Source organism: Novosphingobium aeonii (assembly GCF_052279045.1).
In the GTDB taxonomy this organism is placed as follows: Bacteria; Pseudomonadota; Alphaproteobacteria; order Sphingomonadales; family Sphingomonadaceae; genus Novosphingobium.
The window spans coordinates 444172-469153 of the sequence record NZ_CP176833.1 but is presented as its reverse complement, the minus strand read 5'-3'; the positions used below and the strand labels follow the sequence as shown (position 1 = coordinate 469153).

Genomic DNA, 24982 nt, shown 5'->3' with positions numbered 1-24982 from the left:
GCAAGCTCCTATCCTTGGACGGGCAAGTCGTCCCGATTACGCACTATCGTCGCAAGTAACAAAACGGGAGGATGGAGCATGCCGACATCAGGCAGCCTGACGAGAACATCGCCTGTCGCGGCCGATGACGAGCGCGCAATACGCAATCTGCTGCTGCGCTACGCGACCGGCATCGATACCCGGGACTGGCCCTTGTTTCGCTCCTGCTTCGCGAATGACTGCGAAGTGGATTACGGCAGCTTCGGTCAATGGCGCGGACCGCGCGAGATCACCGAGTACATGGAATCCGCGCATCGCAATCTAGGCGCGACGCTTCACCGCATAACCAATATCGTGGTCGAGAGCCGCAATAGCGAGATTCTGGCCCGCAGTTATGTGGACGCTGTGCTGACCGACCCGGCACCGGGAGGCAGCGCGACCAGAGCGGCCGGATTCTATGACGACTGCCTGATCCGCACGGCAGAAGGCTGGCGGATATCCCGCCGGAAATTCACGATGGTCAGAGCGGGTTTTTGATGGCGACGAACCGGCAGGTCAGGTTGCGCTCTCGTCCGGCAGGCATTGCCCAGGCCGAGCATTTCGAAATCCGCAGCGCTCCGGTGGACCGTCCCGGTCCGGGCCAGATACTTGTACAAAATCACTATCTCTCGGTCGAGCCCGCCATGCGCGGCTGGATCGCCGACGTCGGTAACTACGGAGACCAGGTGGCCCTGGGCTCGGTCATGCGCAGCCTCGCCTCAGGCCGTATCATCGAATCGAACCACGAACATTTCCAAGTTGGCGAATACGTCGCAGGATGGTTCGGGTGGCAGGATTTCGCTTGCGTAGCGGCCGATCAAATCCTTCAGAAGACCAGCGAAAAAGAACTTCGCGCATCGCTTGGCATTTTGGGAATAAACGGCGTCACGGCCTATCTGGCCCTCACGCTTGTCGGGCAGCCGCGCGCCGGTGAAACCGTGCTGGTATCCACGGCCGCAGGCGCGGTTGGGTCCGCCGCGGGCCAGATTGCCAATATCCTTGGATGCCGCACGGTGGGTATTGCCGGGGGAGCAGACAAAGTGCGGCGCTGTGTCGAGGAGTTTGGATTCGAGGCTGCGATCGACTACCGCGGCCAGGACGTGGCCGCCACTTTGAGCCGCGTCGCGCCCCAGGGGATCCACGTCTATTTCGACAACGTCGCCGGCCCGATCAGCGACGCGGTAATGCCCCACCTCGCGCTCGGCGGCCGTGTCATCGTCTGCGGAACAGCGTCGCAGGACCGCTGGGCTCCCTGGCCCGATGGTCCGCGCGTGGAACGCCACCTTCTGGTCAAGCGGGCACGAATGGAAGGCTTCGTCGTCTTCGATCACATGGCCCGTTACGCCGCCGCAGTTGCACAGCTGCGCGAGTGGACCGAGCAGGGCCGCCTGACGTGGCGCGAGGAAATACTCGACGGGATTGAGAGCTGTCCGGATGCCCTTGCGGGCCTTTACCGTGGGGAAAACCACGGCAAGCGGTTGATCCGGCTGAAAGAGACAGGAGCGCACGAGTGACGGTAATGAACGCCCTTGAAGGTAAGGTCGCCATTATAACCGGGGCATCGTCGGGGATAGGCGCGGCCACTGCGCGAGCGCTCGCAGAGGCGGGCGCGAGGACAGTGCTGGTCGCCCGCCGCGCCGAACGCCTTGCCTCACTGGCGGGCGAACTTGGCGAGCATGCCTGTGTCCATTCAGCCGACATGGCGGATCCCGACGCCGCTCGGGCTTTGCACGCCTTCGTTCTGGCTAAGTTCGGGCGAGCCGACATTCTGGTCAATAATGCGGGCATTCTTCATGCGGCACCGATCGACGATTTCGATCTCGACCAGTTGCGACCGATGATGGCGCTCAATTACGAAGCGGTCGTTCGCACCAGTACTCTGTTTGCACGGACAATGAAATCGGCCGCCAGAGGCCAGATCATCAATATTTCGAGCATCGGCGCCAACATCGTTGCACCTGGTGTCGGTGTCTACGGCGGCCTGAAGCGAGCACTGGAGGGGTTCACCGATTGTTTGCGGGTCGAATTGGCCGGCACTGGAGTGAAAGTCGGTATCGTTTCGCCGGGCACGACCAGCACGGAAATATTCGAGGACATGAAGTCACGCGGACAGCCAGCCTGGGACAGTTTCATACCGCCGATGCAACCTGAGGATGTTGCGGATGCCGTGCGGTACATGGCGGCTCAGCCCGAGCGCACCAACCTCGCCCGGATTCAAGTGTTTGCCGCCTGTGACACGCATTAAGCGTTAATCCAGCGACCCGTAAGCTTCCAGCCGGAAGGGATTGACGCTCTCTCCCTTCCGCATCTTGCAAACCCACTGCGGGTCCATCAGTAGCGCCCTTCCCACCCCCACCAGATCAAACTCACCCTTCGCCAAGCGCTCCGCCACAAGCGAAAGATTGTTGGTCATCACGGTCGGCTGGGCGAACGACGATTGCAAATCGCGCGAGAGGCCGACGCCGCCCACCGCTATCGTTGGCCGGCCCGTAAGCCGTTTTACCCATCCCGCCAAGCTGAGATCGGAGCCGTCGAATGCGGGCGCCGAGAACACCCGGGTGCTGACGTCAAATAGGTCCACGCCCGCCTCGACAATCGGTGTCAGCAAGGATTCGAGCTCATCCGGGGTTTGCGCATTTCGCGCATCGTAATCCTGCAATTTCCACTGCGAGTACCGGAACATGATCGGAAAATCGGGCGCCGTCGCGGCCCTCACTGCCCGGACCAACTCTGCCGCAAGCCTGGCGCGGTCTGGGAGTGCGCCTCCCCACCGGTCCGTTCGCAGGTTTGTCTCTCCCCAGAGAAAGCTGTCGATCAGGTAGCCATGTGCACCGTGGAGGGCGATGCCATCGAAGCCTGCGGCTCTCGCATTTGCCGCGCTTCGTGCGAACCCGGCGATGATGTCGGCGATTTCGTTCTCTGTCAGCGGCGCGGTAGGCTCGCGAACCTGTTCGAGATAGTCCGGCGGTACCATCGCCTTGTCGAGGGGGCCCCAGATGCCTGAGGGGCGCGCAGACGGCGTGTCGGGATGATATCCGGTTCCCGGGACTCGAATGACGCCTTGGTGCCATAGCTGGGGAATGATCTTTCCCCCGGCCTCATGGACCCCGTCCACGACCGCGCGCCACCGCGCAAGCGCGGCCTCGCCGTGCATGACCGGCGAGGCTCCGCCCCCCATTGTCTCCCTGCCGACGGCAGCAGGATGATCCACCCCGATGCCTTCCGTGACGATAAGACCTACTTCCGCTTCGGCACGGCGGCGGTAGTAGTCCGCCACACCCGCTGACGGAATCCCATCAGGCGAGAAATTTCGCGTCATCGGCGCCATTACGAAGCGGTTGGGCAGCGCTAGCGCCCCGACTTCACATGGCCTGAAAAGAATTTCGGTGCCGCTTGCCATAGTGCCGTGGATTCCCGCCCTGCCTGATTTCAAACACTGCTGCCTCAAGTCGGTCCGTCCTGAGACCTTCCCGGCGACAGGTTCGCTCCGAGGGCGAATCAGGATTCTTGTACCACCGACCGAGCCCTTATCAGGCGTCGACCACTGCGAGCGCGGCCTGCGGACATGCTTCGGCGCCTTCGCGTGCCAGCTCTTCCAGGCCGTCCGGCACGATTTCGTCGTCCACGTATACGATGCCGTTGGCGTCGAGTTTGTACACCGCGGGGCAGATTTCGGCGCAGACGCCGTATCCGCAGCATGCGGCCTTATCGATCACCACTTTCAGCTTCTGACTCATAGTCCTCTCCTTTTTTCGGATTATTACAGCTTGAACAGATTTCGTTCAATATGTATAACGCGATCAAACACGGATTTTCCAAGGAGAGGAAGATGCTGCACCACCCTGGGTTGACACTCAGCGACGGGACGACGCTCGACAATCTCATCGACCGCGAGATGAACGAAGTGTCGCTGCGTGTGATGAACGACAAGGAATTGTACGAGCTGGAAATGGAGCGCATCTTCGCGCGAACCTGGCTCCTGCTGGGCCATGAGTCCGAGATTCCCAAGGCCGGCGATTACGTCATGCGCGATATGGCCGAGGACAATGTCATCGTCTCGCGCGACCGTAGCGGCGAAATTCACGTCATGCTCAACGTGTGTCCGCATCGCGGCATGAAGGTCTGCACAGCCGAGGCGGGCAATGCCCATGCCCACCGCTGCATCTACCATGGCTGGGCCTTCCGACCCGATGGCAGCTTTATCGGCGCCCCGATCGAAAAGGAACAGATGCACGGCAACAAGCGCCAGAAGGAAGAACTCGGGCTCAAGAAGGCCCGCGTCCATCTGTACGGCGGCCTCATCTTCGCAACGTGGAACGAGGATCTTTCGTTCGACGATTACCTCGGCGACGCGAAGTTCTATCTCGATCAGCTGTTCTGCCGTACCGATAACGGCCTTGAAATGCTCGGCCCGCCGCAGCGCTTCGTGCTGCCCTGCAATTGGAAGATCCCTGGCGAACAGTCGGGATCCGACGGCTTCCATACTCTGACGCTGCACCGCTCGCTTATGGAAGGCGGGATCATGGGCGGTACTGCCGAATCGATCTACGATACGGCGCCCGGCATGTACGGTGTCGATATCTCGGTTCCGCAAGGCCATACCCTGCGCTGTCTGGAAGCGGCCCAAACCTTCAAGATGTTTGCGGATGTCAGTTTTGAAGGGAAGTCGACCGAAGAGCGCCTTCATCTACTTTCGCCGCCCGGCATCACCAAGGACCTGATCCCTCAGCTCTTCAAGAATCTGACGGAAGATCAGGTCAACCAGTTAGCGACGATCCCCCCGCAAGTCGGCGGCATGTTCCCCAACGTGCTGATCGCATTCATCTTTGCGCCTCGCACCGATGGCGGCGCGTCAGGCGCGCTGTCGCTGCACACCTATGTTCCCAAGGGGCCGGACAGGGTCGAATTCGTGAACTTCATTTTCGCGGAGAAGGACGCACCTGAGGACGTGAAGCGCGATATGTTGCAGAACGCCATCTGGTCGACCGGCACCTCCGGAACGATCGAGCAGGACGACGCCGATACCTGGCCGCAGATCATGCGCAATGCACGCGGCCACATGAGCAAGACCATCACGCTCAAGTACCAGGCGCTTCACGGCCACGAGCGGCCGGAAGGCTGGGTGGGAGGCGGCGATCTCTATCCCGGCTTCACCAAGGACGACACGCAGTGGGCCTGGTGGATGGCTTACTACAATCTGATGGCCGAAGCCTGAGACTGGGAGGATCACGACATGGTGAACTACGCCACGGCCGCAATCGACAAGACTGGAGTGATGCGCGGTCTTGTTTCCACCAAGCGGGTACCGCTCGGTTCGGAGGTCTACAACCGCATTCTGGAAACGCTTTATGACGAGGCGGCTGCGCTCGACGAGCGGCGCTTCGACGACTGGGTCGCCTTCCTTGCGGAGGATTTGATCTATACGGCACCGCTGCGTCTCACGCGAAATGGCCCCAACAAGGACCGTGACGTCGTACGGACGATGAAGCATTTCGACGAGAATTACGGGTCGATCCTCATGCGCACCGGTCGCCTCTCGAAGAGCGCCTGGGCAGAAGACCCGCCCTCGCGCACGCGGCGGTTCGTCACTAATGTGCGGATCGCCGAGAGCGAGAAGAGCGGCGAATATGAAGTGGTCAGCTACCTCTTCGTCGAGCGCAGCCGCTTCGACAATCCGGAGAACGAGACGCTTACCGCCGAGCGCCGGGACGTCTGGCGTCTTGTGGATGGCAACTACAAGCTGTCCGTAAGGGAGATCATTGTCGACCAGTCCACGCTGGGAATGTCCAATCTTGCGATCTTCCTCTGATCGGACGGGCACGGTGACGTCATCCCCGCACATCGTCGTCATCGGGAGCGGCCTCGCCGGCTACGGCGTCCTGCGGGAGCTACGCAAGCTCGCGCCGGACGCCCGGTTGACCCTGGTGACGCAGGACGATGGCCACTTCTATTCCAAGCCGGCGCTGTCCACCGCACTGGCCAAGGGCAAAATGCCCGACGCCCTGATTACCACGCCGGGTGAGAAAATGGCGGCTCAGCTCCGAATTGATCTGCGCGCAGGACGCCTCGTCGAGGCCATAGATCGGCAGGACAAGGCTGTGCTGACAACTGGCGGGCCGATCTTCTACGACAAACTGATCCTCGCGCTTGGAGCAGATCCTGTGCGGCCGCCGATCGATGGCGACGCGGCCCACCGGGCTCTTGCGGTCAACAATCTCGACAATTACCGCGAGTTTCGCGAGCGGCTGCCCGCTGGCGGGCGAGTGCTGGTCATGGGCGGCGGACTTGTCGGAACTGAGTTTGCGAACGATCTTTCTGCCGCAGGCTATTTTCCGGTAGTCGTGGACATGCTGCTCCATCCTTTGGCTCAGCTGGTACCCAGCGGGGTCGGTGATCGAATCCGTGATGCGCTGGCTACCAAGGGCGTCGAATGGCACCTAGGCAGCAAGATCACGGCCATCCACAAGTCTCCAAGCGGGGTTCGCGCGCAGCTCGACAGCGGCATGGTCATTGAAGCCGTTGCGGTGCTTTCAGCGGTGGGTCTTCGCCCTCATGTCGCGCTGGCATGTGAGGCGGGGCTGGAGACCGGCCGGGGCATTACTGTCGACCAGACCGGGCGGACCTCCGATCCCGACATCTACGCTATCGGCGACTGCGCGGAATATCCGCAAGGCCTCGCAGCCTATGTAACACCGATCATGTCGGCAGCGCGCGCCATCGCTCCCAGTGCGCTCGGAACACCTACCAATATCCACTTTCCGCCGCTCTCGGTGCAGGTCAAGACCACAGCCTACCCGGTGGTGCTGCTTCCGGCTCCGATCGGCGTTGCCGGGCGGTGGGAGGAAGCGGCCAACGACGACCGGGGGCTCAAGTATCTGTTCCGCGACAACGACAAGAACGTGCGGGGCTACGTTTTTACGCAGGACTATTGCCAGGAACGCATGGAAATGGACCGCGCGCTGGGCGAACAATTTGCAGGAGAAGCTGCTTGACTGGGTTGGTTCAGGGCAAGATCGCGATCGTCACGGGCGGGGCAAAAGGGCTGGGCTACGGCATCAGCCGCTGTCTGGCGCGTGAGGGCGCCGATATCCTCATTACCGGGCGCGACGGCGCGGCGGCGGAAGCGGTTGCGGCCGAGATAAGCCAGGAGTTCGGAACCCGCGCCATGGGCCTTTCGGCGGACATGGGAATCAAGGACGACGTCGAAGGCATGATCGAGCGGGTCGTCTCCGAGTTCGGAGGCCTCGACATCCTGATCAACAATGCCTCGCAGCTGTCTGCCAACGTGTTGCTGGAACAGAAGACCGATGAGATGCTCCAGCGCACTCTCGAGATAGGTACCTGGGGAACCTGGTGGGCCATGCGTGCCGCCTTCCCGCACATGAAGGCACGCGGCGGCGGCTCGATCGTCAATTTCTACTCGATCGACGCCCAGACGGGTGCATGGCTTCATGCCGACTACAACATGAACAAGGGGGCGATCCTGGGCCTGACCCGCACCGCTGCGGTTGAATGGGGCCGGTTCAACATCAGGACCAATGCGATCGCACCGACAGGGATGGGCCAGGTGTTCGCGCAGCTGGCAGAGGACGTGCCCGGCTTCCTTGAAATGGCAACAGCAAGTAATCCGCTCAAGCGCGCGGGCGATCCCGAGAAGGACATCGGACCGGTCGTGCTCTTCCTCGCTTCGGAAATGTCGCGTTTCGTCAATGGCGAGCTGATCAATGTCGATGGCGGTCAGCATCTGCCCGGCTATGTAAGCGTTCCGCACAACCTTGCCGAAATGGAAGCCCAAACATGAAACTGACGCCGCACACCGACTGGAGCGAAGTCGTCGCCACCGACAGCACGGGCAGCGTCCAGAAGATCATGGACGGTACACTGCGCGCGATCGCAACAATCGGCACGCGGCGACTGTCGATGAGTGACATCAGCGAAAGCAGCGGGGTGTCGCGCGGGACCCTCTATCGTCATTTCGCGTCCAAGGAAGAAGTGCTCGCGGCAGTCAGCGAATACATCTGCAGCAGTTTCGAAAAGGGCATTGTCGAGGCTGGCGAAGGCATTCCCGATCCGATCGAGCGGTTCCGTGCCGTCATGAAATTCTTCGGCCGTTTTACGATCGAGCGGTCGCCGGAACGGATCTTCGAAGTTGAACCTGCCTTTCACCTGAGTTTCCTGCGCAGCCATTTCGGCCGTCACAAGGCCGCCGTGCAACGCGCTCTCGAACCCGTGCTCGACTATTTCGAAGGACTGACCGGAAATACCATAGACCGGGACACATTCTGCGACACGCTCGTTCGCCTGCAGCTTAGCACGCTGATCATTCCGGCCACTGGTGAATGGCTGGAACTCTGGAACGGTTCTCCCGATCGGCTGCACGAAATCGCAATGCAAATCGCCGGCCACCAAGCCGAAAATACGAGAGGATGATTTCATGGCAACAGTAGCAAAGCTCGAATCAGACACGCAATCCGGCTTCGCCGACAAGGCGGTGGCCGACGGCCTGGTGGAAAAGGCGCGCAGCCTGCGCGAATTCCTGCAAAAGGAAGCGCCTGAAGGGGAAAAGCGGCGCAGCCCAACCCCGGCCGTCGATCAAATGCTCAAGACGGAAGGTTTCCTGCGGCTTCTGCTGCCTCAACGCCTCGGCGGCTTCGGACTCTCGACCACCGACTTTTGCCGCGTCCAGATGGAAATCGCCAAGGGCGACCCCGCGGTCAGCTGGGTGATGCAGATCATCAACGGCACCAGCTGGATCACCAGTCTCGCGCCCGACGGTGTCCAGGACACGATTTTTGGCGAGGGCCCGCAGACCGTGTGCGGCGCCTACAACCCGCCGGGCAAGGCGCGCAAGGTGGACGGCGGCTGGATCATCAACGGTAAATGGCCCTACATGTCCGGCTCCCGCCAGTCGAAGTGGGCGCAACAGGGCGTGGTGCTTGAAGGCTACGACGGGCCGGTCGTTCCGGGCATCAGCATGTGTTATCTGCCGATGGACAGCATGACTATTGAGGACACCTGGTTCGTTTCGGGCATGCAGGGAACCGGGTCGGACACGGCGATAGCAAAGGACGTGTTCATTCCCGATGACCAGATGGTATTGATGGACGAACGCGCGGGCCAGATCGATCGGACCAAGCGTCATTTCGGCGCGCCTTCAGACCTCCTTCCTGCCGTTCCGGTGGTTCGCACGACCGGCATTGCCCAGCTCATTGGCGCAGTCGAGGGCATGCTGGAGATCGTTACGGCGGAATCGCCGAAGAAGCCCGTACTGACGACGACGATTTCGCCGCGCACCAATTCCGGTGCCTACATGCGCGACCTTGGTGAAGCGGCCGCCATGATCGACACGGCCAAGTTGATCCTGTTCAACCTCACAGCCAAGCTCGACCGAGTTGCGCAGGGTGAGGAGTTCACCCTCGCCGAGAAGGCAAAGCAGCGCTCCGGCGGTGCCCAGATGGTCGAACTCGTTCACAGTGCAAGTGAATCGCTGATGTTCCAGGCGGGTTCTTCCGGTTTTGCGCTGGACAAGCCGATCAACCGCTACTGGCGCGATATTTCGATGGCTCTCCGCCACATCCAGAATATCCCGACCATCGGCTACGAAATCTATGGCCGGAACCTTGCCGGAGCCGATCCGATCTCTCCGCCGGGTGCCTATTGATCCAAAATGCCGGGGTGATCGCGTGTTAGGCAGGCGATCGCCCCAGTGGCAGCTTCCACGGCCCATTTAGAGAGGGACGGCCCATGGATGCTGCGCAGGGGTAGCAACAGAGACAACGAACGGCGATATCGTGACCGAGGCGAGCATCGGCTCTCTACCAGCTTACGTCGATCCCACAGCCCGGATCTTCGGCGACGTCATGCTGGAACAGGATTGCAGTCTGTGGCCTTACGCGGTCGTTCGGAGCGAGAGAGGTCATGTGCGCATCGGAAAATGCGCAAGTGTGCAAGATCACGCCATGATCCACATCGGCTGGAATGACCCGACCATCATCGGCGACTACTGTACAGTTGGACATCGTGCAGTCCTGCACGGATGCACGTTGGAGCCCGGCTGCCTTATCGGCATCGGTGCCACGATCATGGAGCGCTGCGTCATAGGCCACGGCTCGATTGTTGCTGCTCACAGCTTCTTGCCCGCCGGCACCATTATTCCGCCAAATTCCCTGGTAATGGGCACGCCCGGCCGAGTGACGCGCGTTCTTGACAAGCTGCACGGCAACATCATCGATGCGCTCCTCTATCGCGAGAACGCCCACGCCTATGCGACCGGAAACCATCGCGTCTGGGAGATCGCGGAGATGGCGCTTCTGGCCGAAGAGGCCGAAGCTATCCTCGAACGCGAACATCACCAATGGATCGAGCGTGGAATTCCCGGTTCCTACTCCACTGACGAGGAATGAGGATGACTGGCGCAACCACGCTCGAACACGACACGATGCTGAACCTCCTGTTTCGGGAAGCCCGCACGCATAACACGTGGCAAGATCGTCAGCTCAGCACGGAGACCATTCGGAACCTCTACGAACTCGCGAAGTGGGGCCCGACGACCGCGAACAGCAATCCGGCCCGATTTGTCTTCATCCGCTCGGCCGATGCCAAGGTCCGGCTCTTGCCTCACGTCAACACCGGCAACCGAGACAAGGTCATGCAGGCTCCCTGCACTGTGATCGTAGCGGGTGACACACGGTTTTATGAATTCTACGGCAAGCTGTTTCCCGCAAGGGACATGCGGGCGACGTTTGAAGGCAATGACGCACTCGTCACGCAGACTGTCGCCCGTTCCTCGACATTGCAAGGCGCCTATCTCATCATGGCCGCCCGCGCCCTGGGTCTCGACTGCGGTCCTATGTCGGGCTTCGATGCGGCCAGCCTCGATTCCGAATTCTTCCCCGATGGCCGCTGGAAAAGCAATTTTCTGTGCAACATCGGTCACGGCGATCCGGCAGGACTCCATCCCCGCAATCCCCGGCTGGACTTCGACGAAGCCTGCGTCGACCTTTAGGCTCGAAAGCCGTTTCCAAGGCGCTCTCCTGTCAGGAAGCAGCGACTGTCCTGGAAACGGCTCCGTCGCAACCTCACCAGACCAGCGGCAATTCCACTGGCTGGATCATGCCCAGATGACAACGCACCCGATGACCGGGCGCAAGGCGGAATTCCGGAATCCGCGCCAGGAACTCTTCCATCGCGATCCGCAATTCGCGGCGAGCCAGGTGCATGCCGACGCAGGTATGTATGCCGAAGCCGAAGCCGACGTGCCTCGGCCGCCGGTCCAGCTTTACCTCGCAGGGATTTTCGAACTCGTCGGGGTCCCGCCCGGCGAGCGTTGTCGACATGGCGACCTTATCTCCCGGCCTGAACTGCACACCGCCTATCACCGCTTCCTTCTTGCAGGTGCGAAACGTGGTGACCGCCCCGTATGCCCGCATCAATTCGTCGATGGCATGCGGGATCTGTGAAGGGTCGGCTCTCAAAAATGCCTGGTCTTCAACGTGTGTGCCGAGGTGGCGAAATTGTAGGCCCATGTTCGTGGAGACGGTGTCGAGCCCGCCGATAAAGAGGTTGAACATGAAGCCGAGCAGTTCGTCCTGCGTCAGAGGACGTCCCTCTATCTCGCCCCGCACGCCGAATGAAATGAGATCGTCGCGCGGATTTGCGCGCCTGTCGGCAATCTCGCCGGCCAGATAGTCAAGCACACTGCGCGTGGCATCCGCGATCTTGGACAAATCGTGGTTATGCAAGAGGTTCATTTCCCATTCCATGAATTCGCTGACCCGGTCGAGCGGCAAACCCATCAGTTCCATGAAGACCTTGATCGGGAATTCGAATGCGAACTCGCCCATGAATTCACACTGCCCGCGCTTGGCGAAGGTCTCGATGTACTCCACCGCATAGTGCCGAATCCTGTCTTCCAGCGCCGCCATGGCCTTGGGCGTGAAGGCCGGGTTCACCATCTGACGGAATGGCCCATGCGCCGGAGGGTCGAGTTCCGCCGGCGAATTGATCCACGCTCCACCGACCAGCTTCGAGAAAGGCGAAAAGTCGGTGGAAGAAAAGTGCTCTGTATCGAGATAGATTTCGCGAAGATGCGCCATGCGGCGTGGCACCCATGCTCCCGTTCCTCCGGGATAGGCATGGGCCGCGTAAATGATATCGGGGCCGTCATGGATCCGCATGGCCAGATCGTCGAACGGATCTTTGTCCGTCGTCGTTCCGAAAATGAATGGAAAGTCCCGGCTCACCAAGGCTGGCGGCACGTGATCGGGGATCGCCTGCTCCGGAAACATCATCACTCCCACACTCCCTGTCGTTTGTCCCGCCCCATTTCCGGGGCCGGTCATTCCTGCACCTGTCGCTTAGAAGGATCGGGGCAACCCGAGGCTCTCGGCGATACCGTTTCGCACCATCTCGTTGGTGATCGGGCCGATCCGCCAGAGCCGGCTGTCCCGCCAGTATCGCTGCATGTCGGTCTCTGCGGAGTAGCCCATGCCGCCCAGGATCTGGATGCCGAGATCTGCGGCCGCGTTGGCATTCTCTGACGCGATGAGTTTCAGCATGTTCGCCTCAACGCCAACGTCTTCGCCTCGGCTCTGCTTGTCGGCGCAGAAATGCAGCATGAGTTCGGTGGTCTTCTGCATCGTGGCGATATCCGCCACATAGTGCTGCAGGCTCTGGAAACGGCCGATGATCCCGCCGAATGCCTTGCGCTGCTGCATGTAGGCGACAGCGTCTTCCAGTACGCCGTCGATGACGCCCAGGCAGAACGCGCCGACCATGATCCGCTCGTTGTTGAGCGTGGGCAGCAACATGTACCAGGCCTTGTCCGGCTCGCCGAGAACTTGTTCGTCTGCGACGAAAGCATCCTCGAAATGGATCGAGCAGCTCCCCATCGATCGCATGCCGAGCTTGGCGAGCGGGGTTATCGTAACGCCAGCAGTCTTGGCGGGAACCCAGAAAAGAGTCAGTCCCTGATGCTTTTTCTCCGGATTCCTGTCACTTCGGGCAATCACCAGAAGATAGTCGGCAACATGCGCAGATGAGGACCAGGTTTTCTCGCCGTTGAGCTTCCAGCCGCCATCGACGCGTTCCGCCGTTGTCGTCATCGCGCCAAGCAGGTCGGTACCGCCCCCCGGTTCCGTGAATGCGATGGCGGCCTTGAGCTGACCGGAAGCGATCAACGGCAGATACTTCTCCTTCTGCTCGGCAGATCCATAGAGACCGATCGACTTCCCCCCAGCAAAACTGGTGATCCCCCAGATCCATGCCAGTCCACCCAGGGAACGCGCCAGTTCGCGGGCCAGCAGCATCTGCATCACCACGTCGCCGCCCTGCCCGCCGTATTCCTCGGGAATGCCGACGCCGTGAAAGCCCGCCTCAGTCAGCTTGTCCCAAAGGGCATAGGGGTAGGCATGCTCGTCCTTCTCGAGCGCTCGCGCCCACTCCTTGGGCACCTCGTTTTCGACCCAGCGATGCACGGTGTCGCGAAAGGAACGGTATTCGTCCTCGAGTTCGAAATCCATCTCAGGTATCTCTTTCGAATAGTTATATTTTCTGATTTTCAGCAACATCGTCTGACGGCTCGCACCCCTGTTCGGCCAGCCCGATCAGGCGAGTGGCGATGCGGTCGACACCAGCGAGCACTGCGGAGCGGTCGTTCGCCAGGAAGGCGGCAAGGATCGCTTCATGCTGGGAAAGCCCGAGCGGGCAAATCGTTTGAAGACCGTGCAGCAGGACAAACCTTGCAATCAGGGCTCTGCGGTCGAGCGTTGAGCGCAGCAGCTCCCGGTTGCTTGACGCCGCGATGAAGATCGTATGGAAATCCAGCCCAGCAGTGAGGGCGCCTGCGGAATCATCGCTCGCCAAACACGCTCGGTAGCGTGCAAGCGCGTGTTCGAGTTGAGCTACCTGCCCTGCCCCAACATGTGGCATGCCCCATATGTATCCAAGCCGCCACAGCTCGGACTGAACGCGAAGCAGGTCCCGCATGCCGCGAAAGTCAATGCGCGCAACCCGTTTCAGGCGGTGCACTTCAATCTCGACCAGCCCTTCGGCCTCTAGCGTGCCAAGTGCCTCGCGAACCGGCGTCGCGCTGACGTCCAGATGCGCCGCCAAACTCGTTTCGCGCAGCAGCGTACCGGGGGGCAAGGCTCCTGACACGATGTTGCTGCGAAGGCGCTCAAGAACGGCCTGGCGGCGGGTCGGCGGCGTACTGACCGGCTCCGTGCCGTACAGGCTCGGGCCGGAAGGCACGTCTGGCGAAGGGAGGCGGCGATGCAATTCCATATTCTATAGAATTGCGGAGCCCCTGCATCTTCGCGCCTTTCCAAGGATAGGGTGCTTCTCATGGATTAGTGTCAAGCGGCCAGCTTGGCATCTTCATGATGCGAGCAGATCAGGGCCTGGCGGGAGATGATGGCACGACGAGAAATCAGAATCGATCACGTCAATCTGAAGCAACCGCCAGACATCGCAGAGCGCCTCGCGCACATCCATTCAAGAACAGGTCAACCGCATTTTCCGCGGAAACGCGCGGATTGCTGTAGCACTCTGCGCTTGCGGGCTCCAGAATGACCACATTGGTAAAGAAGATCGTTTGCATGAATTGGCGCGCGAGAAAATCTGCATCGCCCCCTGCCAGCGTCCGCCGATCAATCATCGCTTGGAAGTAGTCGTTCAGCCGGGCGGCTTCCTCGGTCCGAAGGATATCGAGGCAGCGTCCACTGATATCTGGATGTGTGATCGAAGCGCTCAGGAGCACCCGAATAAATTCGTAGAACGGCCTGGCGCCGAAGACCGGCCGGAGCATCTGGCGAATGTGCTGCTCGGCAAACGCGACAAGTACGTCACGAACCGGTTCATCACAGCGCAGCACAGACCGGGTACCTTCCGAAGCTGTTTTCGCAGCGTCGATCATGCACTCGGCGAACAATTCCACCTTGTCACCAAAGAGCTGATAGATCGCAACTTTCCCCACACCGGCAGCCTGCGCGATGTCGTCGATCGTCGCACCGGCATAACCGCGATCGAGGAAAATTTCGGTTGCTCGCCGGAGTATCCGTATACGTCGTTGAGGCGAGGCTGTTTCCACCGGGCAAGGATTAACACCATTGCCGCAAGAATCCATACCAGCGTGGGGCGGAATGGTAGTTTTCCGATGTTTTGGAACATTAACGACCTTGCAATGTCCCAGTCCTTTCAATCAACAAGGATGCTCCCTGCCTCCCGATAGGACGGAGCTTCCCCGTCAGCTTGTAACAAGCGCCATCCGCGCAATGAAACAAACTGACGCGGGTTACCCGGGCAAGGATCATTCCAGCATGCGAACAGTAGAGCTTCCCCCGCTTGATCACGCCGAATTTGCACGCCGTTACGGCCCTTGGGCGGTGATCGCCGGAGCCTCGGAAGGAACCGGTGCAAGCTATGCAGAACAACTTGCGGCGATGGGCATCAACGTGGTCCTCGTTTCCCGCCGCAAGGAGGCCCTGGATCAACTGGGCGAACGGCTCGCCGGTTTGTACGGGATTGCGTTTCGCTCGGTGGTTGCCGATCTCACGCAATCGGGAACGGGCTCCCGGCTCGTCGAAGAGACCCGTGATCTCGATATCGGACTCTTCGTTTCGAACGCCGGGGCCGACGGGGCCGGCAACAGTTTCCTTGGAGAGCCGGTTGATCGAGCGCTCAGCCTTCTGACCATGAATGCAGCCAATGTCGTCGAAGCCGTTCATGGCTTCGGCAACAGACTCGTCAAGCGGCGCAGCGGGGGGATCATAGTCATGTCTTCGGGAGCCGGTCTTGGCGGCCAGCCCTGGCTGACTATGTACTCAGCGACGAAGGCTTTCGAGTTGAATTTCGTGGAATCGCTTTGGGCAGAGCTCGACGGACAAGGCGTAGATATCCTCGGAATTGCCGCCCCGATCATGGACACTCCGACCCTGCGCCGGGCGACCGAAGGGCTCGGGATGGACTATTCGACCGCCTACGATCCCGCAAACGTCTGTGCACTGGCCCTTGCAAGCCTGGGCAAGGAGCCCCTTGTGATCGTGCCCGATGGTCCGGATGAGGCGCAGATACCGCGCATCCAGGCAGACCGAAAGACGCGCCTTCTTGCCCTCGCCGAATGGGGCAAGGCGTACACGGCTGCGGCGAACGGCTGATTTGCTAAGGGATAGCGGGAAATGATGGACGAGGTCGACGTCGTCGTTATCGGAGCCGGCCACAACGGCATGGCGGCCGCAGGCTATCTGGCGCGTGCGGGCAAGAAAGTCGTCGTCGTCGAGCGCCTTGCGAAAGTGGGCGGGATGACGAGCTCGGGCTACATGATTCCGGAAGCGCCTGAGCACTTGGTAACGCCCTGCGCCGTGGAACTGCTGTTTGCGCGCAAATCTGGCATCATCGAGGACTTCGATCTCCATAAATACGGCCTGCGGACTGTCGATCCTGATCCCACTTACGCCTACCTCCATCCCGATGGCAGCTCTATCGCCCTCTTCTATGACTATCGCCGCACGGCGGAAGACATCGCCCGCATCAACCGCAACGACGGCAAGGCCTATCTGGATTTCATGAAGACGTTGAACGTCATGATGGATATCGGATTTCCCATGATGATGTCCGAGCCCGGACGGCCCGACGTGCGGAATATGTCGAAGGTGATCAAAAGCGCGGTCCGCAACGTCCGGCTGAAAGACGAACTGGTGGCGATGTCCAAGGCGACCGCAGACCAGATCGCCTGCGAAAGGTTTGAAGACCCCGCAACAATCGCGCTGTTGCTAGGAATCGCTGCGGGCGCCGGTCCCATCGATGACGACGGAAATGCTGCCGCGTACATGATCTTCGCCGTCACGCATAAATATGGCACCGGTAAACCCATCGGCAGCCTCCAGTCGTTTTCGGACGCGCTTGCTCGCAGTATCGAAGCATCGGGCGCCTCGATCGAGCTCAATGCGCCGGTCGCGGAAATCATCGTCGACGACGGCGCGGCCAAAGGCGTGCGGCTGGAAAATGGCCGGATCATACGCGCCAAGATGGTGATCGCGACGTGCGATCCCAGAACGGCGATGCGCCTGACGACGCCGGGCGGCGTTTCGCGCACATTATTGCAACGCATCGAGCATGCCCCGTCGAACCGATCCAACGCCGCGCCGTTTCTCGCCAATGTTGCGATGTCCGGGCCGCTGCGGCTCAAGCGACATCAGGACATGCGCCATGACGATGCCGATCTCGACAAGGCCGTGGGGCTCATCGGAACGCCCGACGAAGTGCGGCAGTCATTTGCCATGGCGCGACGCGGCGACATTCCCGAACGTCACGCGATGTCCCTCAGCCCGCTGTCCAATACCGATCCTTCGCAGGCTCCGGCGGGCGGTTCGTTGGCCTACATCTACTTGCCCGGTGTTGCTGTGGATGCGCGCGAGGGCTGGAGCCCGGAGCTGAAGGACCGAACGATGGTCTCGATTATAAGCCATCTTGGCGAGTTCTACGACGGGCTCGACACAGAGGTCGGGCGCTTCGTGGAAACCGCGCGCGAGCGGGAAAAGCGGCTCAACGTCAGCAATGGGTGCGTCACCCACATAGATTTCGGTGCCCTGCGATCGGGGGTGCACCGTCCGGCTTCCGGTTTCGGCGGCCCCCGGCCGCCATTTCCCGGCTTTCTTATCGGCGGAGCAGGCGCTCATCCCGGCGGCGGTGTGTCCGGTATTGCAGGACGGATCGCCGCTACCCGCGCGCTACGAGCGCTTAAAAAAACAAGGTAGCCGGGGGTTCGAACTGACTCAAACCCACCCTCTCCCACACTCCGCCCACCTGTGATGGTGCGCACTTTGCGTTGGCCAGCGAAACTGAAACCATGGCAAAGACTATCTCTGATTTGTCACCGAATTAATGACTGCTGCGAGGGATATTACGTCGACACCCAATGGAGGCAATTCCGTCCGATGGCCACCGAACTCAGGCGGCGGGCTTCACCAAAACGACGCGCAAGGGCGTAACTGGCTGGGTGCTCGCCAGGCAAGCAGCGTGACGAACTGCTTCAAGCTCATCTAGATACCCGGTCAAGCGTGCCTCACCGAGTTCGACGACGTGCTTACGCCCGGTGCATTGCAGCTCCCGAACGTATTCTTCAGCCTCATGTCTGTCGAGCCTGGATAGTAGCATTCCCAGAAGGTGGCGCGTTGCGAATTGTGCTCCCTCGAACTCGAGAGCTGCGCGTTCCAAATTGTCTACTCGTTCTTCAACTTTTGAATGCGTGCAAATCACCACATGACGCGTTTAATCGACGAATGATATTCGCGCGCGCCGCATCCATCTTCATGAGCCAGTGCGGCGGAGCTATTCCCCGAGGAGAATTTGACGGCCCCGCCGATGCGCTTGCATTGCCGCAAACAACTGGATTCATTCATCCAAAACAGCTCATTAAATTTCCGGCGAAAACCAAGTATATCGCATCAGCCACGCCGTCACACCGTCACGCCGCCCATGGACGATATGACGGCGCAACTGATAGGTTCACCGCGACGATCGCGCAGCTTGTCGGCTTGCCCGGTTCATTCGCTATGGGGCGTGGAATAGGAGCCCAATCGCGGCTGCACCTGAAGGTCCCGCGGTACACGATCCGGGCCAATCTGGCGGTCGATTTCCTCTTCGAACCAATAGAGCGCTCGCTCCTGATAACCCGTAACGATAGAAGTCAATGCGCCGTTGCGCAGCGATTGCTGTATGCTGGAGAATAGGCACAGATCCTCTGACAGGATGTGTTCGGTGGCTTTTCGCATTTCGCCCCAATATTCCCTGTCTGCATCGTCATCCGTTGCCCATCCCATCTGACGGACTTCCATGATCGACTTGTTCGGCCCGGCCGGCCAGAAGCATTGCAGATTGAAGCCTACGGGATCGAGCGAGAAAAACGTGTTCGGAAAAGTCGGCAATGCGACCGTGTTCTCGAGAAAGACGTCGGCGATATCGTCAGGCTGCACAGGCGGCTTTTCGAAGAGCGAAACACCGCCTTTCTTGCGCGTGCCAAAACGCATATGGCCGCCATCGTAAAGAGCTATCACGAAACTGCGGGAATCGAGGTGCGGTGCAAGCGTCTTTGGATGAACAGTATTGACGTGATAGATTTCGAGGAAGTTGTGATAGGCGATCTTCCAGTTGCAATCCATTTCGACCGTGAACCGGTCCTTCACAACCATGCGTTCGAGCGGATATCCTTCGGTCAAGGCCACAAATTCGCCAAGAAATTCGCGCAAAGGACCCGCCGCGTCATCAAAATTGATAAAGATGAAGCCGCGATAGGTTTCGCAGCGCACTTCGGCCAATCCGTGGTCCGACTTTTCGAAACAGGCAAAATCGTGTTGGCTGGGCACCGCTTTCAAGGCACCGTCCAGCGCGTAACTCCAGGAGTGGTAAGGACAGACGAACCGCGAGGCCCGTCCTTCCTCCTCAAGCAGGAGGGGCGAACCGCGGTGCCGGCAGGTGTTGTGGAATGCGCGAATCCGGTCGTCCTTTCCGCGGGAAAGGATCACGGATCGATCGAGGTGCTGAAAGAGTCGGTAAGAACCGGGCTCTGGCAGCTCCGAAGCTATGCCGGCGAGCAACCACGCACGATCCCACAGCCCTTCTTTCTCGAGGGCCGCAAACCGGGGATCGGTGTAGCGTCCAGCCGGAATGGGCGGCAAGGCAGGAAAGTCGCTCGGGTGTTCGGTCCGGGCCAACTGATCGTCCATCGTCCGCTTGAGCAATTGCAATGCAGCTTCATGCATGGGCTGTCCTCCTGGGTATTCTCGTCTCCCGATGTGGGCAGGATGGCGGGGAGGTGCGAAAGCGAACCTGCAATCCGATAGGGTTCAGTGGCGGAAATCCGATCAGCACGGATCGAAGCAATAGGCGCAGATCTTGTTACCGTCGGGATCGAGCAAATAGGCGCCATAGGCGTGGGGGACCGCATTCCGCTGTCCCGGCCCCCCTGCATCGGTTCCGCCCGCCGCCAACCCGGCCGCATGAAACTGGTCGACCGCAAGCCTGCTGGGCGCCTTGAATCCCAAGGTCGCACCATTTGACGAAGTCGCGCGGCCTTCCAGGGGATGCAGAATGAGCAATTCCGGAACAGTGCGCCCATAGCAGAGACCTTGTTCCTGAAACGGCCCCAAATTGGCAATACCGAGCGGCAGCAGCGCAGCATCATAGAAGCAGGCTGCCCGCCCCAAGTCATTGGTGCCGAGGCACGCGTGGGTAAAAATGCCCATTTTCTTTCCCAAAAAGCACCTCAAGCAGGCGCTCTCGAATTACCGTCCGATGCAGTTGGCGAGGCCGCTTGGGGGCATCAGGCCATCCCAAATACACTCTAGCTTGAGCAGCGAAATATTGACGCGCTCAAGCACCGGACGAAAAAGCCTCAGCCACCGCGCGCGTATCCATGTACTCCTTGCCCGAAACGATCTGACCATCTCGGATGATCAGAAGGTTATGGTACTCGTTGCGATAGACCCGGTCGGGAAAAACCATCTCGCCGCTCACTTCCACGGCAACTCGCTCACCTTCAGCGGTGATTCCAACAACGTTCGCCGTGCGCCGCTCAGCCGACAGCAATCCGCCCTTCACGCTGGCGATGAAATCCGCCCGTGTCATGTCGCCATGGCCCAATATCCACCATTGGCAATCGGGGTGCTGCAAAGCCTCGATTGTCTCGAGATCCCCTTCCTCCACAGCCCGCATATAACGCCGTGCAATTGCCTTATTTTTCTCGATATCGCTCACCGCTTTTCTCCGCTGCCTTCACCAAGGTGCCGTTCGCAAATCTACACGTTCCGATATGACTTTCGTTGATCGTCCATTCCGCGTGGCTAGCTCCCTTTTCGGATCGACAGGAGCGCGAGATAGGAAACACTCTGCTGCGGATCAGCGGCCAGACGCGTGGCAAGCCTTGTTCTTAATTCTTCCATCAGGCGTTCCGGATCTCTGTTGCGGCCTATCTGGGCCAGGAAATTGGGGCCGTTCGCCGCGCACATCATCGACGCCCACTGAAAGCCGAATGCCTCCGCGTCCCCGGTTTCGCGGTAGGCATCCCAGAATGGATCTGGCGAGCGGACGCAAGACACGTGAACTACCGAGAGGTCAGGAAGGAGCCCCTGCTCGAACGGCGCCTTCAATTGCTCCAGGGAACGTCCCGCCGATGGAGAGGTCGCCATGAATGTATCGTCGTCATCGAGCAGGCCCTCGCGCCTCAAGTCGAGGAGCGTTGCCCAGAAGTGGCCAGCCATCCATTCGAAGCCATGTCGGTCGCCGCCACGCCCCATGAACTGGCACACCAGACGCCCTCCGACCCTCAATTCCCGCGACCGGGCCCGCAGGAAATTGAGTAAATCCTGGGCAAGCACGTCATCGACAGCTTCGCGCGCGAGCACGCTGCTGCTGTATACGGCCCAGCCGTGATCGGCGACATTGACGGGGTTGTGGCTGAGCCAATGCAAGGCGTTGGACGACCACCCCAAGTCCACGCTGTCGGAGGGTAGAATCTGTTCGAAATAGGACCGGCCCACCGCCATCGGGAATACATCGCGCCGGCCCGCAAGGTAGCTGTCCGATTCGGTCGCAAGGAGCCCAAACAATGACGTGTAATCGTTGGATGGGAGATCGGTATGAATGATCTCCAGTGCTCGTTGGCCGTTGTGATCCCTCACAAGGTCAATGGCTGTGCCCATAGGAAGCAGCGAATTGCGCCCTTGCGAGGCGCCGTAGTCCACAATCCGAACCAAGCCTTGGGAATTCGCAGCGATAGTTCCCACTGCCTCCTCCCAGAGAGGAAGCGCCGAATGAAGATTGGCATGCTGCAAACCGGAATGCCGGTTGTAAGCACCTGCTCCTGCCATCGAGGCGATCGGTTGGCGCACTGGATCAGCCATAGAAAGTCTCCGCCAGCCGCACGCTGTATGTCCTGCTCTTTTCGGGCGAGAGGCCATAATGCGGAATTACGGGCGTAATCGCGTCTGCCGCCGCTGCGCGCCTAGCCACGCCGGCGCGCACCTCGTCTACATCGCCTACAACCGCGATGCTCTCCACCATCTCGTCCGGGCATGCGGCAGTCATCGCCGCTAGATCGCCTCGAGCAAATGCCGCCTGGATAGCGGAGGCTTCCTTGCCGAAGCCGATCTCCTCGAAATAGCGCAGATATTGCGGGGACTGGCTGTAATAGGCCACGGTCGCCCGGCAATCTTCGATGGCCTCTTTGCGATCCGGATCAATCGCCGTGAAGATCGAAAGGTTGAGCGAAAAATCTCCGCGCTCTCGTCCCGATTTGTCTAGCCCTGCCCGGATATTCGGAATGACCTCGCGTTCGATCCAGGCCTCGTTCCACAGAGGGTGGCCCAGCAGTCCATCGGCAATCTCGGCAGCCTGAAGGCAAGCCTTCTGAAATACTGCAGGAAGATAGATCGGAATCTCATTTCGCACCGGCGGCTGCAACAGGCGAAAGTGCGAAAGGTCTAGACTGTGGTAATCGCCCTTGAGCTGCGACAGTTCGCCGGTGTGGCCGAGAGCCACAATCTTGCGGATCATGCCCACAACTTCGCGCATGTGTGCAAGCGGCTTTCCATAGGTCGACCCGAACGATCCTTCCGTCTGGCTTTGCGCGCTGGAGCCAAGTCCCAGCACGACACGGCCGCCACTGATCAGATCGAGATCAACCGCGCTGCAAGCGGTCTCAAGCGGGCTGCGCACGAATGCCAAGGCGATGCCCGTCCCGAGTTTGAGTTTCTGTGTGGCAGGCGCGGCGGCCGCGAGGGTCGAAAACGGCGCCCCAAACATTTGGGGTGCCCAAACTCCCTCTACTCCGGCGGCTTCGTAGCTCCGCACCGCCGCGACCAGCTCCTCACCAGGCATTGGCGCGATTTGCGCCCAAACAGCTTTTCCTTTTGCCATGCTATCGCCTTTCAGAAGCCCTTGGTGTCGAAATAGTCGCGCCACGCCGTAATGTACGGGCCGTCCATCTCCAGTGCGCCCATCAGCCGCAGCGAAACGAGTTCCGCGCCGTCTGCTCCGTAAAAAATATCGCTGCGCTCCGTGAGGACGACGTTGCCATGAGCTGCGGCATGGTGAACAACGACTTCGCAGCGCTCGAAGGGAATGCGGGCCAGGAAACCCTCAACGAAGGCCATCGCTTCTTCGATTCCGACTGTCGTCGCCACGCCAACATTTTCCCAGCGCGTTACGGGCGTGAATCGCTTCCTCATTGCCGAGATCATGTCTTGCGCGGTGCCGCCGCTTTCATCGAAAAATGCCAGCACTTCCTGCAACGGCCCCGCCATATTCGCCTCCCCGATCTGCAATCGGGGCACCATGGGGACTGATGGCAGGCAATGCCCCTGCCGAAAGATAGCCAGCCCGAGTTAGGGCCGGCGCCCTGGCCTCATCGCCTTGGGAAGATCGGAATCCGTCGTGCCTGGCATTGGCCGTTCGTTGCCCCCCAATCATTTGCCGCAACATGACGTCGCTTCGGCGACACTATGTCCTCGTGTTGAAAGTCATAGTTGCAGCATGCTGCACAGCTCTTCCTATAGTGCTGCGGCACAAGCGAACGGGAGTGCCGCAACCATGAGCGCCGTCGACGAACTGATCGCACTTGCACGATCAGCAGACCCATTCCGCAACGCCCCGGAACAGTTGGCCGAACTGCAGCTCGAAGCCGCACGAGAACGTTTTTCCGAGCGGCGCGGACAGATTGGTGTGCTGAACAAGCGCGCCAGAGAGGCAGGGATCGAAAGCATAGACGGGCTGTCCGATCTTGTGCCCCTTCTCTTCGCTCACACAAACTACAAAAGCTATCCGGAAGCCTTTGTCGACAACGGGCAATGGGCTCACATGAACCTATGGCTTGGCACCCTCGCAACCTATCCCACAGACAACATCGACGTGTCGGACGTGCGCGACATCGATGAGTGGTTGGACCGCGCACGTTTGGCCGGCCACCACGTATTTGCCTCGAGCGGAACATCTGGAAAATCCTCATTTCTGGATCAGTCGGACCAGGACCGGGACATCAGCGTCACGGCCTGTCTGCATGCCGCTGACCTGTCCACGCCCAGCTACGTCGCCGATCACTCGCGCTCGGTCTTCACGATGATGCCGGAGCGCGGCACCCATAAGATGATCGATTTCTGCAACCGCCACTTTCCTCGCTGGGCAGCGCCCGGCGAACTGCACCGATTGAGCGAGGATCCGATCCGTGCGTTCGATGCTATGAGGCCTGCGCAATTGAGGCGTTTGTTGGCAGCAGGCAAGATCGGCCCAGGCGAGATCGCAGCCTACGAAGCCGAACTTGAGGTCCGCCGCATCAAGCGTGCAGCCGAGTTCGAGACCTGGATCGACTTGTTGGAAGACCGCCGGCACAGTCCCCTTTACATCGGCGTAATGTACGGCGTTGCCTGGCAGATCGTAGAAACGCTGCGAAAGCGCGGGATAAAGAACGGAGATTTCCACCCCGACACTCTGATGAGCTTCGGGGGAGGCACGAAGGGCGCTGCGGTCCCAGCAGACTACCGGGAACAAATCCAGCAATTCTTCGGCGTCACGCCCGACCGGATTACCAGTTCTTATGCAATGGTGGAGATGAGCGGCTTCTGCGCCAAGATCCAGCCGACCGAGTCTTATGCGGTACCCCCGTGGATCGTCCCCTTGGTTCTCGACAAGTCCGGCGAACATCTGCTCGGCACGACCGGTGACATGGGCCTCGTCGAGGGGCGTATGGCATTTTTCGACATCCTCGCCGATGCGCGTTGGGGCGGCGTGATTTCCGGCGACAAGGTGCAGGTGGAGTTTGGATCGGGCCTTGAAGGGGTTAAGACACCGGTGATCCACGCGGTAGCTCGTTATGCCGATCTCGAAGAGGGCGAGGACAAACTCAGCTGCGCGGGATCCATCGACTCCTACGTCCGCGGGTCGATCTCGTCTCCCCCGACTTTCGCGGCTTGAACGA

Annotated in this window: 26 protein-coding genes; 14 read left to right on the top strand and 12 right to left on the bottom strand. The window is 60.2% G+C overall.

Translation table 11 applies throughout. The features are described from left to right. The first annotated feature begins 78 nt into the window (after positions 1-78). Genes ACLIMP_RS17770 through ACLIMP_RS17760 form a run of 3 tightly spaced genes read left to right on the top strand, consistent with a single transcriptional unit; the run spans position 79 to position 2263 of the window. Positions 79-516 (top strand): nuclear transport factor 2 family protein, encoded by a 438-nt coding sequence (locus tag ACLIMP_RS17770; RefSeq protein WP_133085031.1) that lies wholly within the window; start codon positions 79-81, stop codon positions 514-516. After that, on the top strand, positions 516-1532 hold the full coding sequence (locus ACLIMP_RS17765) for an NADP-dependent oxidoreductase (protein ID WP_236549403.1): 1017 nt from the start codon (positions 516-518) through the stop codon (positions 1530-1532). Before ACLIMP_RS17770 ends, ACLIMP_RS17765 begins: the two co-directional genes overlap by 1 nt. A gap of 5 nt (positions 1533-1537) precedes the next feature. After that, complete coding sequence (locus tag ACLIMP_RS17760; RefSeq protein WP_443478694.1) at positions 1538-2263, top strand: SDR family oxidoreductase; 726 nt, start codon at positions 1538-1540, stop codon at positions 2261-2263. Between the two features lie 3 nt (positions 2264-2266). Here the strand turns inward: ACLIMP_RS17760 and ACLIMP_RS17755 are convergent, their stop codons facing one another. Next, complete coding sequence (locus ACLIMP_RS17755) at positions 2267-3418, bottom strand: NADH:flavin oxidoreductase (RefSeq protein WP_443478693.1); 1152 nt, start codon at positions 3416-3418, stop codon at positions 2267-2269. 130 nt (positions 3419-3548) lie between these two features. Next, positions 3549-3755 (bottom strand): ferredoxin, encoded by a 207-nt coding sequence (locus tag ACLIMP_RS17750; RefSeq protein WP_133085027.1) that lies wholly within the window; start codon positions 3753-3755, stop codon positions 3549-3551. A gap of 92 nt (positions 3756-3847) precedes the next feature. Between ACLIMP_RS17750 and ACLIMP_RS17745 the strand changes: the two genes are divergently transcribed. From ACLIMP_RS17745 to ACLIMP_RS17710, 8 genes are all read left to right on the top strand, one after another. Beyond that, on the top strand, positions 3848-5233 hold the full coding sequence (locus tag ACLIMP_RS17745; protein ID WP_133085026.1) for an aromatic ring-hydroxylating dioxygenase subunit alpha: 1386 nt from the start codon (positions 3848-3850) through the stop codon (positions 5231-5233). Positions 5234-5251: 18 nt separating this feature from the next. Further along, on the top strand, positions 5252-5827 hold the full coding sequence (locus ACLIMP_RS17740; protein ID WP_443478692.1) for an aromatic-ring-hydroxylating dioxygenase subunit beta: 576 nt from the start codon (positions 5252-5254) through the stop codon (positions 5825-5827). A gap of 13 nt (positions 5828-5840) precedes the next feature. Then, on the top strand, positions 5841-7010 hold the full coding sequence (locus ACLIMP_RS17735) for an NAD(P)/FAD-dependent oxidoreductase (protein WP_443478691.1): 1170 nt from the start codon (positions 5841-5843) through the stop codon (positions 7008-7010). Further along, a complete protein-coding gene (locus ACLIMP_RS17730; RefSeq protein ID WP_133085023.1) occupies positions 7007-7819 on the top strand; it encodes an SDR family NAD(P)-dependent oxidoreductase in 813 nt (270 codons plus the stop codon). Before ACLIMP_RS17735 ends, ACLIMP_RS17730 begins: the two co-directional genes overlap by 4 nt. Next, a complete protein-coding gene (locus tag ACLIMP_RS17725; protein WP_133085022.1) occupies positions 7816-8448 on the top strand; it encodes a TetR/AcrR family transcriptional regulator in 633 nt (210 codons plus the stop codon). The genes ACLIMP_RS17730 and ACLIMP_RS17725 overlap by 4 nt, the downstream gene beginning before the upstream one ends. 4 nt (positions 8449-8452) lie before the next feature. Beyond that, a complete protein-coding gene (locus tag ACLIMP_RS17720) occupies positions 8453-9679 on the top strand; it encodes an acyl-CoA dehydrogenase family protein (RefSeq protein WP_236549404.1) in 1227 nt (408 codons plus the stop codon). A 130-nt stretch (positions 9680-9809) separates the two neighbouring features. Then, positions 9810-10421, top strand: a complete 612-nt coding sequence (locus tag ACLIMP_RS17715) for a gamma carbonic anhydrase family protein (RefSeq protein WP_443478690.1) — start codon at positions 9810-9812, stop codon at positions 10419-10421. A gap of 2 nt (positions 10422-10423) precedes the next feature. Then, positions 10424-11023: a malonic semialdehyde reductase gene (locus tag ACLIMP_RS17710; protein ID WP_443478689.1), complete on the top strand. Its 600-nt coding sequence runs from the start codon at positions 10424-10426 to the stop codon at positions 11021-11023. A 73-nt stretch (positions 11024-11096) separates the two neighbouring features. On the opposite strand, the gene ACLIMP_RS17705 is transcribed toward ACLIMP_RS17710, so the two are convergent. The 4 genes from ACLIMP_RS17705 to ACLIMP_RS17690 all read right to left on the bottom strand — a co-directional run bounded on the left by ACLIMP_RS17705 (position 11097) and on the right by ACLIMP_RS17690 (position 15217). After that, positions 11097-12308 (bottom strand): cytochrome P450, encoded by a 1212-nt coding sequence (locus ACLIMP_RS17705; protein WP_133085020.1) that lies wholly within the window; start codon positions 12306-12308, stop codon positions 11097-11099. Positions 12309-12374: 66 nt separating this feature from the next. Continuing rightward, complete coding sequence (locus ACLIMP_RS17700; protein ID WP_133085102.1) at positions 12375-13538, bottom strand: acyl-CoA dehydrogenase family protein; 1164 nt, start codon at positions 13536-13538, stop codon at positions 12375-12377. A gap of 22 nt (positions 13539-13560) precedes the next feature. Continuing rightward, on the bottom strand, positions 13561-14295 hold the full coding sequence (locus ACLIMP_RS17695; protein ID WP_443478688.1) for a GntR family transcriptional regulator: 735 nt from the start codon (positions 14293-14295) through the stop codon (positions 13561-13563). A 166-nt stretch (positions 14296-14461) separates the two neighbouring features. After that, positions 14462-15217, bottom strand: coding sequence for a TetR/AcrR family transcriptional regulator (locus tag ACLIMP_RS17690; RefSeq protein WP_443478687.1), 756 nt, complete (start codon positions 15215-15217; stop codon positions 14462-14464). Positions 15218-15290: 73 nt separating this feature from the next. On the opposite strand from ACLIMP_RS17690, the gene ACLIMP_RS17685 reads away from it, so the two are divergent. Then, positions 15291-16172: an SDR family NAD(P)-dependent oxidoreductase gene (locus tag ACLIMP_RS17685; RefSeq protein ID WP_236549407.1), complete on the top strand. Its 882-nt coding sequence runs from the start codon at positions 15291-15293 to the stop codon at positions 16170-16172. A gap of 21 nt (positions 16173-16193) precedes the next feature. Further along, positions 16194-17771: a phytoene desaturase family protein gene (locus ACLIMP_RS17680; protein WP_443478686.1), complete on the top strand. Its 1578-nt coding sequence runs from the start codon at positions 16194-16196 to the stop codon at positions 17769-17771. A 789-nt stretch (positions 17772-18560) separates the two neighbouring features. On the opposite strand, the gene ACLIMP_RS17675 is transcribed toward ACLIMP_RS17680, so the two are convergent. The 6 genes from ACLIMP_RS17675 to ACLIMP_RS17650 form a co-directional block, all read right to left on the bottom strand. Next, the gene (locus ACLIMP_RS17675) at positions 18561-19775 is read right to left on the bottom strand and encodes an aromatic ring-hydroxylating oxygenase subunit alpha (protein WP_443478685.1); all 1215 of its coding nucleotides are present in this window, start codon (positions 19773-19775) and stop codon (positions 18561-18563) included. 102 nt (positions 19776-19877) lie between these two features. After that, positions 19878-20258 carry a VOC family protein gene (locus tag ACLIMP_RS17670; RefSeq protein WP_133085015.1) on the bottom strand — a complete coding sequence of 127 codons (381 nt, stop codon included), beginning with the start codon at positions 20256-20258 and terminating at the stop codon, positions 19878-19880. Positions 20259-20385: 127 nt separating this feature from the next. Then, complete coding sequence (locus ACLIMP_RS17665; RefSeq protein ID WP_133085014.1) at positions 20386-20769, bottom strand: nuclear transport factor 2 family protein; 384 nt, start codon at positions 20767-20769, stop codon at positions 20386-20388. Positions 20770-20855: 86 nt separating this feature from the next. Then, the gene (locus tag ACLIMP_RS17660; protein WP_395335299.1) at positions 20856-21914 is read right to left on the bottom strand and encodes a class I SAM-dependent methyltransferase; all 1059 of its coding nucleotides are present in this window, start codon (positions 21912-21914) and stop codon (positions 20856-20858) included. Beyond that, the gene (locus ACLIMP_RS17655) at positions 21907-22929 is read right to left on the bottom strand and encodes an LLM class flavin-dependent oxidoreductase (RefSeq protein WP_443478684.1); all 1023 of its coding nucleotides are present in this window, start codon (positions 22927-22929) and stop codon (positions 21907-21909) included. Before ACLIMP_RS17655 ends, ACLIMP_RS17660 begins: the two co-directional genes overlap by 8 nt. Before the next feature lie 11 nt (positions 22930-22940). Further along, positions 22941-23315 (bottom strand): limonene-1,2-epoxide hydrolase family protein, encoded by a 375-nt coding sequence (locus ACLIMP_RS17650; protein ID WP_443478683.1) that lies wholly within the window; start codon positions 23313-23315, stop codon positions 22941-22943. A 286-nt stretch (positions 23316-23601) separates the two neighbouring features. Between ACLIMP_RS17650 and ACLIMP_RS17645 the strand changes: the two genes are divergently transcribed. Further along, complete coding sequence (locus tag ACLIMP_RS17645) at positions 23602-24978, top strand: hypothetical protein (RefSeq protein WP_395335306.1); 1377 nt, start codon at positions 23602-23604, stop codon at positions 24976-24978. Positions 24979-24982 lie beyond the last annotated feature (4 nt).